The organism is Bradyrhizobium sp. Cp5.3 (assembly GCF_000426265.1).
GTDB lineage: Bacteria > Pseudomonadota > Alphaproteobacteria > Rhizobiales > Xanthobacteraceae > Bradyrhizobium > Bradyrhizobium neotropicale.
Genome location: NZ_AUFA01000040.1, coordinates 31,702 through 45,282, shown reverse-complemented (window position 1 = coordinate 45,282; position 13,581 = coordinate 31,702). Strand labels below are relative to the sequence as shown.

The 13,581-nt window shown below is 62.9% G+C and carries 10 protein-coding genes; 5 read left to right on the top strand and 5 right to left on the bottom strand.

Going from position 1 to position 13,581, the window contains the following annotated elements; all coding sequences use genetic code 11:
- Positions 1 to 19: 19 nt before the first annotated feature.
- The 3 genes from K289_RS0133605 to K289_RS0133595 all read right to left on the bottom strand — a co-directional run bounded on the left by K289_RS0133605 (position 20) and on the right by K289_RS0133595 (position 2,080).
- The gene (locus K289_RS0133605; protein ID WP_027555476.1) at positions 20 to 253 is read right to left on the bottom strand and encodes a hypothetical protein; all 234 of its coding nucleotides are present in this window, start codon (positions 251 to 253) and stop codon (positions 20 to 22) included.
- Positions 254 to 388: 135 nt separating this feature from the next.
- A complete protein-coding gene (locus tag K289_RS0133600) occupies positions 389 to 1,633 on the bottom strand; it encodes an ABC transporter substrate-binding protein (RefSeq protein ID WP_027555475.1) in 1,245 nt (414 codons plus the stop codon).
- A gap of 204 nt (positions 1,634 to 1,837) precedes the next feature.
- Positions 1,838 to 2,080 carry a hypothetical protein gene (locus K289_RS0133595; RefSeq protein WP_027555474.1) on the bottom strand — a complete coding sequence of 81 codons (243 nt, stop codon included), beginning with the start codon at positions 2,078 to 2,080 and terminating at the stop codon, positions 1,838 to 1,840.
- 424 nt (positions 2,081 to 2,504) lie between these two features.
- On the opposite strand from K289_RS0133595, the gene K289_RS0133590 reads away from it, so the two are divergent.
- The 3 genes from K289_RS0133590 to K289_RS0133580 all read left to right on the top strand — a co-directional run bounded on the left by K289_RS0133590 (position 2,505) and on the right by K289_RS0133580 (position 7,489).
- Positions 2,505 to 2,702, top strand: coding sequence for a hypothetical protein (locus tag K289_RS0133590; protein ID WP_245284066.1), 198 nt, complete (start codon positions 2,505 to 2,507; stop codon positions 2,700 to 2,702).
- Between the two features lie 252 nt (positions 2,703 to 2,954).
- A complete protein-coding gene (locus tag K289_RS0133585; RefSeq protein ID WP_027555472.1) occupies positions 2,955 to 5,810 on the top strand; it encodes a winged helix-turn-helix domain-containing protein in 2,856 nt (951 codons plus the stop codon).
- Positions 5,811 to 6,493: 683 nt separating this feature from the next.
- A complete protein-coding gene (locus tag K289_RS0133580) occupies positions 6,494 to 7,489 on the top strand; it encodes a tripartite tricarboxylate transporter substrate binding protein (RefSeq protein WP_027555471.1) in 996 nt (331 codons plus the stop codon).
- Positions 7,490 to 7,498: 9 nt separating this feature from the next.
- Here the strand turns inward: K289_RS0133580 and K289_RS0133575 are convergent, their stop codons facing one another.
- A complete protein-coding gene (locus K289_RS0133575) occupies positions 7,499 to 10,381 on the bottom strand; it encodes a winged helix-turn-helix domain-containing protein (protein ID WP_051311065.1) in 2,883 nt (960 codons plus the stop codon).
- A 300-nt stretch (positions 10,382 to 10,681) separates the two neighbouring features.
- Positions 10,682 to 11,575, bottom strand: coding sequence for an SDR family oxidoreductase (locus K289_RS0133570; protein WP_027555469.1), 894 nt, complete (start codon positions 11,573 to 11,575; stop codon positions 10,682 to 10,684).
- Between the two features lie 360 nt (positions 11,576 to 11,935).
- On the opposite strand from K289_RS0133570, the gene K289_RS0133565 reads away from it, so the two are divergent.
- A complete protein-coding gene (locus tag K289_RS0133565; protein WP_027555468.1) occupies positions 11,936 to 12,991 on the top strand; it encodes a catalase family peroxidase in 1,056 nt (351 codons plus the stop codon).
- On the top strand, positions 12,988 to 13,545 hold the full coding sequence (locus K289_RS0133560; protein WP_027555467.1) for a cytochrome b: 558 nt from the start codon (positions 12,988 to 12,990) through the stop codon (positions 13,543 to 13,545). Before K289_RS0133565 ends, K289_RS0133560 begins: the two co-directional genes overlap by 4 nt.
- The last annotated feature ends 36 nt before the right edge of the window (positions 13,546 to 13,581 follow it).

Below are 13,581 nucleotides of genomic sequence, written 5' to 3'. Positions count from 1 at the left end.
GCGCAGACGCGGGCCGAGCTCAGTAGCCGGTGGTGGGCTCGCAGGGGGGACGGCGCCACGGGGCACTTGCATACGAGCCGACGTCAGGCGCCCGGACGCAGCCGCGCTTGGACATGGCCGGAATGCGCTGAGCCGACGCGTAGGCATCGGCTACGGTGCGCCGCGCATGCGTGCTGTTCTCGCGGGCCATCGCGGGGGCTGCGAAAGTGGCCGCAACGATCAGTCCGGCGGACAAGAGCTTCAGTGTAGTCATCGAACGTCTCCTTGACAAAGCGAAGCCGGAGAAAGTCACGGCTTGCCCCGCCAAGGTGTGTACGCATGTACCGGATGGGCAGTAACAATCGAACGATCATTTTCGCCTTTGCACGAAGTCGTGCCTGGTTTGCAGCTAGTCGGATGAGAGTGTCGTCCCATCCCCGCGTCCGTCGAGTAGCGGCCCGAACCATTGCCATCGGTCGCCGGTAAAGCGCATCATCTGAAGTTGCTCGATCGGACGATAGTCCGTCGGTGACGTCTTGATCCGGACGCCGGGAATGTAAGTCGCGATCTCGAAATCGAAATCGGTTGCCACTCTCATGATGTTCTCGCGGGTGAGATCGTCGCCGCAGCGACGTATCACCTCCGTGAGTGCGGTTGACATGCTGAACGCGATCAACGGGCCGCTCTCCGATCGATCTACATCCGGCATGTACCTTGCCATGAACGCGCGGAAGCGCTGCATGCCCGGGTGGGCGTCCCACTGCGGATCGGTCACGTCCATCTGATAGCCCGCGCTGAGGAGTTCCCTCGCGTTATCCAAGCCGGCTGGCTTCAGCACAGCGCCGACAGAGACCGATACGTTCGTCATGATGTGGACGGGATGCCAATCCAGTTCTGCGAGCTTCCTGATCGCCTGGGCCGCGAATTTCGGCGTGGCAATGTTGATGAATATCTCGGGAGCCGCGGCCTTGATCGCGACGATCTGTGAATCGATCGTCGGCGTGCTGACGTCATAGGACAGGCTGGACACGACCATCCGATCGTACTTGTCCTGAAGCGTGTCCCTCAATCCGACGAGATAGTCCCGCCCGAACTCGTCGTTCTGATAGAGGATGCCGATCCTCGCATCCGGATAGTGCTTCAGGATGTAGGCCGCATAGATGCGCGCTTCGGTCCGGTAGCTCGGCTGCCAACCGATGGTCCAGCGGAAATTTGCGGGATCGTCAAAGCGCGAGGCCCCGGTTATTGCAAAGAGCTGGGGCACATGTCGCGCGTTCAAATACTTCTGGATCGCAATGTTGCTTGCCGTGCCAAACGGAGCGAAGATCGCAAGCACCTCGTCGCTCTCGACGAGCCTTCGGGCCTCGTCGATCGCCTTGGGTGGGCTGTACGCATCGTCATACGAGATAAAATTGATCTTTCGGCCATTGATGCCGCCGTCCTCGTTGATCATGCGGAAATACGCGCTCATCGCCTTGCCGATGATGCCGTAGGCTGATGCCGGACCACTATAGGGCATGATGTTGCCGATCTTGATGTCGGTGTCGCTCGCGCCGGGGTCGTATCGCTCCTGCGCGGAGACGCCCAGGCCGTCGCCGGCAAGCAGGACGGCAGCGATGAGGAGCTTTGCAAGTTGCCGGGCGATTGTTGACATTGCCCCGTCGCGTCCGCTCGTAGCCAAGTGAAAGACCTCCGTGATGTCGCCAGTTTCGGCGCCGTCCCGGCGCGCTCCGATTTAGCGGCGGAGCGCGCCCGGGAGGGCGAGCTGGAACTATAAGCGGAATCCGCACGGCGACGCTCGTTACGCCCGCTTAGGACTTGTTAAATTTCGCAATTGCGCGGAGCGAGGGTGTTTTGGTCAGCGATGCCGATGGCCGCCGTAGATGTGGTGCCAGGCGAACACCGGCGCAGCGCCACCGGGACGTTCGAGGCCCATCCGACCCGCCGGTGTGAGTGCGCCGCCGTTGAGCACGTCGCGATCGGGGTACATCGATGCAAAGGTCGCGGGCTCCTGATCCGCGAAGGACCACGCGGCCGAGGCGGATGAGATAGTTGCAGTTGAAATCAATGTCGCGGCGATCAGGATCTTGAATACACCCATAGCGATTCTCCATTGCTTGTCGTGTGCGGAGAGTCGCCGTGGCGATGATCGCTGCTCGTTCGGGGCGTTTCGAAGGGTTGTTGTGTATCACGACCGATATAGGCACTCGTGGGCCGAATGCTGCAGAATATTCGTCACCGTTGCGCGACTGGACGATCATCAATGTTGCGAGATCGCGGAATAATTTCAAATGCGGGAGTCGGAGTGATGTGAGAGTTGAGACGTGCAGCAACGAGTCTTTGATCATGTCGTAATGGTCATGATGCTCGCGTGATTGTGCATGGCCAAACTGCCCGGCTGGCTCTAGCTGCAGCTAGCCCTTACACCCGGAGTTTGAGTCATGAGGCCGCTTAGGATTTTCTGCATCGTCTCCTGCGTTGCGCTTTCGGGCGTGGCGTTCGCCCGCGGCGGTTCAGGACCGCACATGTCAATGGAAAGCGGCGGGGTGCTCGGAACGAGTGCGGCGGCTCCCGGAACGAATTCGCTCGGCACCGCGCTGCCGTCGTCAGGCACCGGCGGGCACGCCATGAGCGGGCCGCTGCTCGGTATGGACCCCGCTATCGATGGCGACGACGCGCGGCTTGATAAGATGTTGGAAGGATCGATCTGTCGCGACTGTTGAGGAAGGCGACTTGGCGCCCTGATCATCCGCGGCACGCTGACGTTCTGAACTCGGATCGTGATTGCAATCTCAGATTGTTGCAGACGTGCATTGGACGCAGCGCGATCGTAGGTCGCGCTCGGCTCACTGGCGGTGTTGCCGGGCAATAGGTCCGGATTTGTTCGTTGTCCCCCTCCTTTGGGCGACTTGCGCTTGTTGAAAGGCTTGGTGGTAAACTAGGTGGAAAATCTAAGAACGACTTGGGGCTATCCCATGATGGCTGGGTCAAGCCAGCGCCCCGTCTACGCTTGCGCGGGATGGGAAATAGATCTCGCCAGACGAGAGTTGCGCTCCATGGGAGCGCCCGTTCCGCTGGGCGGACGAGCCTTTGAAATCCTTGCGGAATTGGTTGAAGCGGAGGGCGAGCTTGTCTCCAAGAACGACCTGACGGAAAGGGTCTGGCGCGGCGTCTTCGTCGAGGAGAGTGCCCTTCGCGTGCATATCGCCGCAATCCGGAAGGCCTTCGGAGCCGATCGCGACATGCTGGGAACGACGGTCGGTCGTGGCTATCGGCTGGTCGGAGCATGGCGGGTTCGGCAGATGGATGCGCCGCTACTTTCTGCCGCACCGGACCCGCTGCCGTCGACCAACATTCCAACGGCGTCATTCGATCTCGTCGGCCGCAGCACGGCGATTGCGCATCTGTGCGAGCTTGTCTCGGCGTATCGGGTGGTGAGCCTTGTCGGACCGGGCGGGATCGGCAAGACGGCGCTTGCGCTACAGGCAGCCCGATCGCTGCCGGCCGGCTTTGCCGCCGATAGATTGTTGATCGAACTGGCCTCGCTTTCGGATCCCGCATTTGTTCCTTCGGCCGTCGCAGGTGCGCTGGGAATCAAGCTGGAAGGGGAAGAGATTTCGCCGCAATCGGTCGCGCGGTCCATTGGTGGCCGGCAACTGCTGCTCATCCTCGACAATTGCGAGCATGTCGTCGATGAAGTGGCGAAGCTCGCCGAGACGATCGTCAGCCGCTGCTCCCGGACGACGATCATTGCGACCAGCCGTGAAGCGCTGCGCATTGATGGCGAACATGTCTATCGCGTACCCGCCTTGAGCGTCCCGCCGGAGTCCCGCCTCGCGCCCGATGCCATCTGCGAATACACGGCGGCGGAGTTGTTCATAACCAGGGCGAGGGCGCTGGGCTCCAGCTTCGCGATGGACGAAGAAAACCTTGCTGGCGTTGCAGCCATCTGCCGGCGGCTGGACGGCATTCCGCTCGCGATCGAGTTTGCCGCCGCGCGCGCCGTAATGCTCACTCCGCCGAAGATCGCAGCAATTCTCGACGACCGGTTCAAATTCCTGACGTCCGGTCGGCGCACGGCACTGCCGAGGCAGCAAACGCTTCGTGCGACGCTCGACTGGAGCTATGACCTGTTGCCGGAGGCCGAGGCGCGCGTCCTGCGCCAGCTCGGCATATTCGCCGGCGAGTTTCTGCTTGATGCAGCCATTGCGGTCTCCGGTGAGAACGCGAGCGATGTCACCGGCCAGCTCGCGAACCTGGTGGCCAAGTCACTCGTCGTCGCCGACATTCGCGGCGACCATCCGTACTATCGGCTGCTGGATACGACGCGCGCCTATGCGTTGGAGAAACTGCGCGCCAGTGGAGAATATTGCGACGCGGCCCGCCGGCAGGCTGAATATTATTGCAGTTTCTTCGCCGGTGCGGAGTCAGAAAGCGAGCTGAAACCCCAGCCGGAGTGGCTCGCCATCTATGGGCGGCACATCGACAATGTGCGTGCCAGCCTCGATTGGGCATTTTCGTCCGGCGGAGATGCTCAGATCGGAGCGGCGCTGACCGCCGTGGCGATCCCGCTATGGGTACAAATGTCGCTGCTTGCCGAATGCCGCGAGCGTACCGAGCTTGCCCTGGCGCGCCTTGACGACGACGCGGCGAACGCGGCGCGGTTGCGTATGCAATTGTCCGCCGCGCGTGGCTGGTCGCTGATGTATGGCGTTGGTCGGGGGCGCGAGGCCGGCCCTGCCTGGGCCGCGACGCTACGGCTCGCCGAGCAGCTTGGCGACTGGGACTACCGATTGCGGGCGCTTTGGGGTCAGTGCATCGATCAGTTCAACAATGGCGAGTTCCGCAAGGCGCTCGAATTCGCGCACCGGTTCGCCGAGATCGTGGCCTACTCCAGCAATTCCGTCGACCGCATGATGGCCGACCGGCTGCTCGCAACCACCTTGCACTATCTCGGCAACCAGAAGCTCGCGCACCATCACATGGCGCGGACGCTGTCCCGTCTCTCGGATCTGTCGCCGAAGCCGCAGGTCGTCCGCTTTCGGTTCGACCTGCGGTCCTCGGCGCACTATTTCCACGCGCGCATCCTCTGGCTGCTCGGGTTGGCCGATCAGGCATTGGGCGTCGTTGCGCGCAACGTCGAGGAGGGCCGTGCCAGCGGTCATGCCCTGACGTTCTGCAGCGTGTTGGGCCAGGGCGCCTGTCCGATTACGTTCCTGGCCGGTGATCTCGACGCGGCGGAAAGCTATTGCAAACTGCTGATCGAGCACACCGAACGTCATCCGATCCGCCTCTGGAATATATGGGCGCACGCTTTCAGAGGCGTGGTGATGGCGCGACGCGGCGCCGTCGCTGCCGGTCTCACCGCGCTGCGCAAGGCGCTCGAGCAGGCGGGCGACGCCCGGTACCTGCCGCGCTTCCTGCTTCCGCTCGGCGAGCTGGCGGTATGCCTCGGCGAAGCCGGCGACGTATCGCTGGGACTTGCCACAGTCGACGAGGCGCTCGTGCGGTGCGAGGCGAGGGACGAGCGCTGGTACGAAGCCGAGCTTCTGCGCATCAAAGGCGAGTTGCTGCTGCGGGCCGGCTCGCATCACTCCGTTGCCGCGGCCGAACAGGCGTTCGACAAGGCGTTCGCGGTCGCGCAGGGCCAGGGCGCGCTGTCCTGGGAACTGAGGACTGCGATCAGTCTGGCAGGGTTGAGGATCAGCCAGGATCGCCCTGTTGAAGCACACCGCATCCTTGCGTCTGTATACGGTCATTTCACCGAAGGTTTGGAGACCGCGGATCTAAGACGAGCGCGAGCAATGATGGGGCAGCTGTCGTCCGGGTAGGTTGCAGCGGTGGATGCCCCGGGGGCGGCATCCGACCCATGCAGTCGGATGTGCGTGCGGCCTCGTCGAGCGCCACAGCCCCCGTGCTCCAGAACTTCCGCAACTTGCTCACCGTTCCGCGCCTCATGCCGCAGCGTGGTGTGGCGCTTGCTCCGGTGTCTCATTGCCGGATCAGGATGCCCTGGCGCGCCGGCGGGGTCTTTCGGCTCCGCGCTCTTCTATCAGGATCGCACGGCGTCCCGATGCGAGATGCGAGCCGACCCGAAGCAGGCGCGACCTCTTGGGGATCGGAAATCCACGCTCCGATTCCATGCGTACAGACAACAAAAGCTGCGCTTTCGAACGACCAGCCTGTTGCATCGAGGCATGACTCGAGCGACATGGAGGCACCAGTGTCCCGCTTCTTGCTCGCCGTCATACGCAACTGCGGTGTCGCGATTGCGATCTCGATATTCTTCGCCGCTGCGCGCGCGCCGTCGCACGCGCCCCATCCCAGTGCGCTTGGCAGGCCTGCCACCGTTGTGGCGGGAAGTCCCGGGGCGATGCCACGCAGATCGGATTGCGGTCGCGTCCTCGGTGGTCGCTGTCGTCCGATCGATGCAATGCAGCCTATCCCCTGAGCGATATCTCCTCGCGCTGCGTTGCTGTAAGATCAACGATGCACTCTCTCAATTGCGCGCGAAATGAACCTTCTGTCACGGCGAGAACTCCTCGTAACGGCCACGCGCCTTGCCGCGCTGGTCGCATGGCCCGACGGCGCAGGCGCCGATAACTATCCCTCCCGTCCCATCCGGCTGGTGATCCCGTATGCGGCGGGTGCCTCGGGCGACCAGATCGGCCGGCCCTGGGCCGAAAGGATCGCATCGCTGCTCGGCCCGATCTATGTCGAGAACGTCGGTGGCGCCGGTGGCTCCGTTGGCTCCGCCATGGTGGCCCAGAGTGCGCCCGACGGCTATTCGCTCCTGCTCGGCAATGGCAGCACCCAGGTCATGATTCCGTTGTCCTCGGTGCGTCCTGCCTACGATCCGGTTCGCGATTTCCGGGCTGTCTATCGCCTGATCACCAGCACGCTTGCTTTCGTCGTACATCCCTCGCTCCCGGTGAGGGACCTCCAGGAGCTCGCCGCTTACGCGAGAGCCAATCCCGGCAAGCTTTCCTATGGCACTCCGGGGGTCGGCACCGGCAATCATCTTGTCGGCGAGATGTTCAGGCGGCGATCGAGCGTCCCGCTGGATCTTGTCCACGTTCCCTACCGGGGCATGGCACCTGCGACCAACGACCTCGTCAGCGGTCAGATCCCGGCCATGATCGCCGTCGTATCTGGTCACCTCGTGCAGTTGCACCGCGCCGGCAAGCTGCGCATGCTCGCCGTGACGAGCCAGAAGCGGCTCGGCGGTGCGCCGGACATTCCAACCGTCATCGAGGCTGGCATGCCCGACCTCGGATACGCCGGATGGTTCGGTCTGTTTGCGCCCAAGGCGACGCCGGATGCGATCGTCTATCGCATATCCGCCGCAACCCGTGCTGCGATGGCCGATCCGGCGTTGCAGGAAACCTACCGTTCGCAAGGCATGGAGCCGGACGCCGATTCCAGCCCGGAGAAATTCCAGCAACTGGTGGAAGATGAGCTGGCGCACCTGGCGCCCGTCGTCAAGGCGATCGGACTTACGCGCGATTGAGGGCGCCGATCAACCGGCCGCGAACGAACCCGAAGAGTTCGATTTGGCGAGCAGCTCTCTGGCCGCCTCCAGGGCGCGTGTTTGGAATCCCTCGGTAAATCGTCCGTAGGTGGGAGCGAGCATGTCGCGCGCTTCTGCACGGCGGCCCTGTCGCAGCCATAGCCTTGCAAGGCTGATCGCCGTACGCAGTTCGTAACCCAGCGCCCCCTGACGTCGGGCCAATTGCAGCGACTGCCTGAGGCACTGCTCCGCCTGCAAGAAGTTCCGATTGTCCTTGCGCATCAGCACTTCCGCCTTTGCCCGCAACATGTCGGGCATGTCCACCATGAAGTTGCGATGCCCAGCCCGGGCAATCGCCTCATCGATGATGTCGAGTGCTTCATCGCTGTGATCAGCGGCCGCCAGAGCTTCGGCGAGCGGCACGCAAAGTCCAGCCGCCGCGCTGAAATGCCGGCTCTGCAGCTTCTCTACAGAGCTTTTCAGCATGGCGAGCCCGATACCGGTCTCGCTCCGCCCCAGCAGCGCGATGCCTTTCATGGCCTCGCCGATCGTCTGGAGGATGGTGAGGTCCAGTCTGCGGGCTTCCACGATGAGTCTGTCCAAGTGCACCTCGCAATCCTCAAGGTCCCCATTCCAAAGGAAGACACCAAATGCCCAGGGCAGCGCTCTGCAGAGCGTCATCGGATCGTTCAGTGCAATCACGTCCGAGATGGTTCGCCGCGCCGTTTCCGTGGCCTGATCGGGATGTCCCTGAAGCCAGAGGATGCGAGCGAGAGTGGTTTGAGCGCACTGCGGAAACTCGAGCGCCATGCCGCTATAGTCGTCGTCTTCCAGGTTCAAATGCAACAACGCGGCTTCGATGTGCGATCGGGCAGCGGTAATGTCGCCAAGATATTGGCAGGAAATGCTGAGCAATACGCGCATGCGCGCCACCGAAACAGAATCGCCGCTGGTGAGGGCGATGGCTTCGCCGCGCCTGGCAGTACTCAGCGCATTGTCAAAGTTGCCGATGTACAACTGGAGCAAGTGCAGCCGGCCGATCAGACCGATCTGCCCGGGTACGTCGCCAATCTTCTCCGCCAACGCGATTGCCCGGTTGAGGCAATTGACGCCCAATTCGTCGATTTGCCCTGTGAGCATCCGGGCCGACCCAAGCGCGCCATGTAGTGCGAGGTCGTGCCTGACGCTTCCGTCGGTTTCGTCCAGCGCCTTGATTGAGCGCGTGAGCCACAGCTGGCATTCAGTCAATAGCGACAGCTTGAAGAACAGCGGTATCGATGCCGCAGCGAGGGCCACGCCGGTTCTTCGGTCTCCCTGATCTGAGAAGCACCACGTTAGCGCGCTGCGTATGTTGCCGGACTGATCGACGATCGCCGAAAGATCTTCGTCCCGCTCGTCGCCCGTGGCTTCAAGCAGGCCGAGAAAGTAGGAGGCGTGGCGGCGCGCCATCATGCCGGCGTCCGCGCTGGCGGCAAGATTCTCCTGCGCGTAGGCCCGCGTCGTGTCCGGAAGCCGATAGCGACTGGATTGCGGGCCTGCGTTGAACGCCACCATCGATTTGGCAACGAGACTGGCGAGCGTCGTCGTGATTGTGTCGTCGTCGGCAGCCCCGGAACCGGCGACTGATCGGGCAGCCTCCAGAGTGAAGCTGCCGACGAATATGGATAGCCGGTTGAGGATCACGCGTTCCGATTCGGATAGAAGATTGCAGCTCCATTCGATGGTTGCACGGAGCGTCCGATGTCGGGGCAGCGCGGTACGTCGTCCCTCCCATAGCAGATTGAACTGCTTGTCGAGCAGCTCGACCGTGGTTTTGATGCCGTATGCGCAGACGTGGCCGGCGGTGAGCTCGATTGCGAGCGGTATTCCATCGAGCCGACGGCAGAGATTGCCGACGTCCGACGCGTTCGCGTCCGTCAACTCGAAATTATCGCCCCCCGTGATCGCGCGCTTCACAAAAAGTTCCACCGCGGGGTAGGTAAGTGCGCTCGCGGCCCCTAGATCGGCGTCCTCCGGTGGACCTGCCAGGGGCGGCAGACGATCTACGTGCTCCCCTTCGACGCGCAGCAACTCGCGGCTCGTGGCCAGGATATGCAGCTCAGGCGCCTCCTTGTAGAGGCGTTCGGCAAGTGCTGCCGTCGTTTCGATGACATGCTCACAGCAATCCAGGATCAACAGCATTCGCCTGTTGCGCAGGAAAGCCGCCAGACTTTCGGTAGGATCGTTTGATCGAACCGGCAGCCCAAGCGCAGACGCGGTGACGTCAGGCACGAGAGCGGCATCGCCGATCTCGCCGAGGCTCAGAAAGTAGACCTGGCCGGCGAACTCGTCGATCAGGGCGTGGCCAACGGAAACGGCGACCGTCGTCTTGCCGATGCCGCCGGGACCGATGATGGTGACGAAGCGCTGGATCGTCAGCTTCTCGGCTATCTCCTGGATGGTCTGTTCGCGTCCGACCACCTGGCGGGGAAGTGCCGGAAGATGGTCGGCGTGAGTGGAACTGACCGGCGTGGGCTGTGCGGGCTCCAGGCGCGCGACGGATCCGATGAAGCAGTAGCCCTGTCCGGACACCGTGCTCAGATATTTGGCGCCGGCGTTGCCGTCTCCGAGCGCCTTGCGAAGCGCCGCGACGTGAACACGCAGGCTGCCTTCGTCGACGCTGGCACCAGGCCATGCTCTGGCCATCAGATCGCTCTTGCTGATGACGGCGCCTGCGTGCCTGATCAATACGAGAAGAATGTCGAATGCGCGCGCCGACAGTTGAACGGGCCTGCCATCCCTTTCGATCCGTCTCCGCGCGGGATCCAGGCGAAAGGGGCCAAACGCGAAAACTTCGCAAGCGGCGGGTTGAGTCGCGACCGCAACGCTGCTGCTCTGATCGCGGGAATCCATTTGGGGCATATTGAGCCGACGGCCGACCTGTGGCGTTCAAAGGCTTGGGAGCACGCCAAGACGTGTGAACGTAGAGGCAGTCTCAACTTAACAGCCGACGTTGCGGCGGTAAAGGATCACCTGCATGACATACGTGCCACAATTCGAGCGCAGCTTTGCGAGCTCAGACGAGCATGCTGGATTTTCAGAAAACAGCTGTCGATTCTGGAAAAGCACCACAGCTGCGCTTGTTCAGTTCGGCACCGTTCTCTTCCTCGGGATCGCCCGAAGATGGTTGTCCATCTGGGAGACTGACCTGGCCTATCCGATGATCGTCGGTTTGAGAATATCGGCGAGCCCGATCCGGCGCAGCAGTTCCGTCCGTATCCGATCCGCGACGGCATCGACGACTGCAGCTCCGTCGTCGTCCGCACCGAAATGAACCCGTAATGGACGCTGCCCGAACGGCGTGTCCACGACGTTTGCGATTGCGCGCGCGACGTCTTGTGGGGCCGGATCCCGGGGCGAAAGCTCAGCGAGGCCCGCGAGCGCGATTTCGCTCACGTCGGCGGTCGGACCGTCCGCATATTCTTCCGCCCGGATGGTATCGAGCGGTCTGCCGGAGCGAACATAGTGGCCGGGACCGAGAGCGCCGGGGACGACGATCGTGGTTTCGATGCCCCAGCGTGCGAGCTCACCGGCGTAGCTCAACGCCAATGCATCCACAGCCGCCTTTGACGAAGCATAGGGACCGAGAAACGGCACCGAACCGCCGCGCGCGCTGCTGGAGGTGATCCATATCAGCAGGCCCTGGCCCTGCTTGCGCAATTGCGGCAATGCTGCGCGATTGACGCGCTGCGTGCTGAGCACGTTGGTATCGTAGAGTTCGGCGAGCTGCTCCGCCGTAAAGGCCTCCGTCGGTCCGTACACGACTTGACCGGCGTTGTGCACGACCACGTCAAGCCGGCCATTTTCGTCAATCATGCTGTCAATGGCCGAATTGACCGATGTTTCGGAAGACACATCGAGCTCGATCGCACGCAGATCGAGGCCATCCTTGATGGCTTCTGCTCTGATCTCCTCGACATGATGCGCATTGCGACCGTTCGTCTCTCGCATTGAGACGTAGACCGTGTGTCCCGCCCGCGCCAGTTCCGTGCACGCGCTTCTTCCGATTCCGTTCGCAGCCCCCGTGACGATGATCACTTTGCCCATTCGATTCCCAATCGCATTCAAACCTTCCGCACATCGCTGCGCCTTACGGCACAACTTCATCGCCTCGCAGCTGGCTGCGCCGCGTTGAGCGAGGAATGTCCGGAATAAGATGCGGGGCAGGGCGGGTCTTTCGCTCCTGGTGAGCGTTTTCCAAAAAGCACGAATCTTTTCGAAAAGGCCCGGCCCGCCGGGAATAACTTGCCTACGACGGGTCCGACCGCCGTCTCGCGCGTGCGCGCCGTGCCTTCCCGAAATTGGCAACAGGTTTGAGAAGATCGCCGCCAAGGGGGCAGACTACAAGGAGACCAACTCGAATATCGGACCGCCGGCGTCTGATCACGCACATCTCAAGGAGACGGAATGAAGCAGTCAGGCAAGCTACCACGGTCCAGCCTTGGATCGCTCGCCCTGATCGTGGCCGTCCTTGGGGGCGGCGCCGCCGCCTTCGCGTACTCCGCCGGATGGCTCTCTCCCGGGCGGCTCACGCCGGGACGCATGATCGAGGCGCTGGCGCCGCCAGGCGGCGCGCCGCCCGGGTACCGGCGAAATCACGCAAAGGGAATCTGTTTCACCGGCGTGTTCGAAGCGAACGGAAACGGCGTGGAGCTTTCCCGTGCCAAGGCTTTCGCGCAAGGCCGCTACCCGGCCCTCGGTCGCTTCAATCTCGGCACGGCCGACCCCAACGCAGTGGACGCGACGGTGCGGGTGCGTGGCCTCGGGCTGATGATCTCGCCCGCGGAAGGCGAGGAATGGCGGACCGCGATGATCAACCCGCCGGTCTTCGCAGTCTCCACGCCCCAGGCATTTCACGATCTCCTGCTGGCTGCCGGTAGCAAGAACCCTGAGGCGATGAAGGCGTTCGTCGGCGCGAATCCGGAGTTTGCCGGGTTCGCGAGCTGGGCCAAGACGGCGCCCTGGACCGGCAGCTATGCGGAGGAACCGTATAACGGCCTCAACAGCTTCATCTTCACGAATGCGAGCGGCGCCGAGCACGCCGTGCGATGGTCGCTGCTGCCGTCGGCCAAGCCCATACCGATCTCGAAAGCCGAGCTCGATGAGCGTGGTCCGGACTTCCTCGAGCAGGAGATCACGGAGCGGGTTCGGACGGCCGGTCCGCAACGCTGGACCATGCTCGTCACGGTCGCCGACCCCAGCGATCCTACGGCTGATCCGAGCAAAGCGTGGCCACAGGGCCGCCGCACGGTCGAGGTCGGAACGCTGGTCGTGCAGCGGATCGAGCCGGAGCGGGATGGCCCTTGCCGTGACATCAACTTCGATCCCACCGTCCTGCCGCCGGGCATGCGCGTATCGGACGACCCGTTCCCGGCTGCGCGATCATCGGTCTACCGCAAATCCTATGATCTTCGCACGGCGGAAGCCAAGGACTATCCCCGCAACAAGGCCGCCAAGCCATGACCAACACTCCCGATCGCTTTGCTTTGCTTCAGCGGCTGCTGCACTGGCTGATGGCGGTCTGCATCTTCGCGATGCTCTTCATCGGCGTAGGCATGGTGTCGACCGTCGCGCCGAAATATCTGCCGCTCATCCTCATCCACAAAACGCTGGGCGTCGCTCTGCTTTTCCTCGTCCTGATGCGGCTGGCGCTGCGGCTGTATTACGGTGCCCCGCCGTTGCCGGCCGATCTGCCGAGGGCGACGAAGGTCGGCGCTGCGCTGTCGCATCAGGCGCTCTATGCGCTCATGATCGTCATGCCGTTGCTCGGCCTCGGAATGCTCTGGGCGGCGGCTTATCCGGTTGTCCTGTATGGCGGAATCCAGATTCCCGCGCTGCTGCCGCAGAGCGATGGCGTGCACACGCTGCTCTGGAATGCCCACTTCTATCTGGGATTTGCGTTTTTCGCGCTGGTGCTGCTGCACCTCGCAGCAGGGCTGTTCCACGCATTGATCCGGCGCGATGGGGTCTTCGAGAAGATGGCTCTGTTCCGGCTGCCCGGCAGGACGGCGCCCTGAGCGGCGCGCGCCGCGCGTGCAATCTGAAAATGGTCT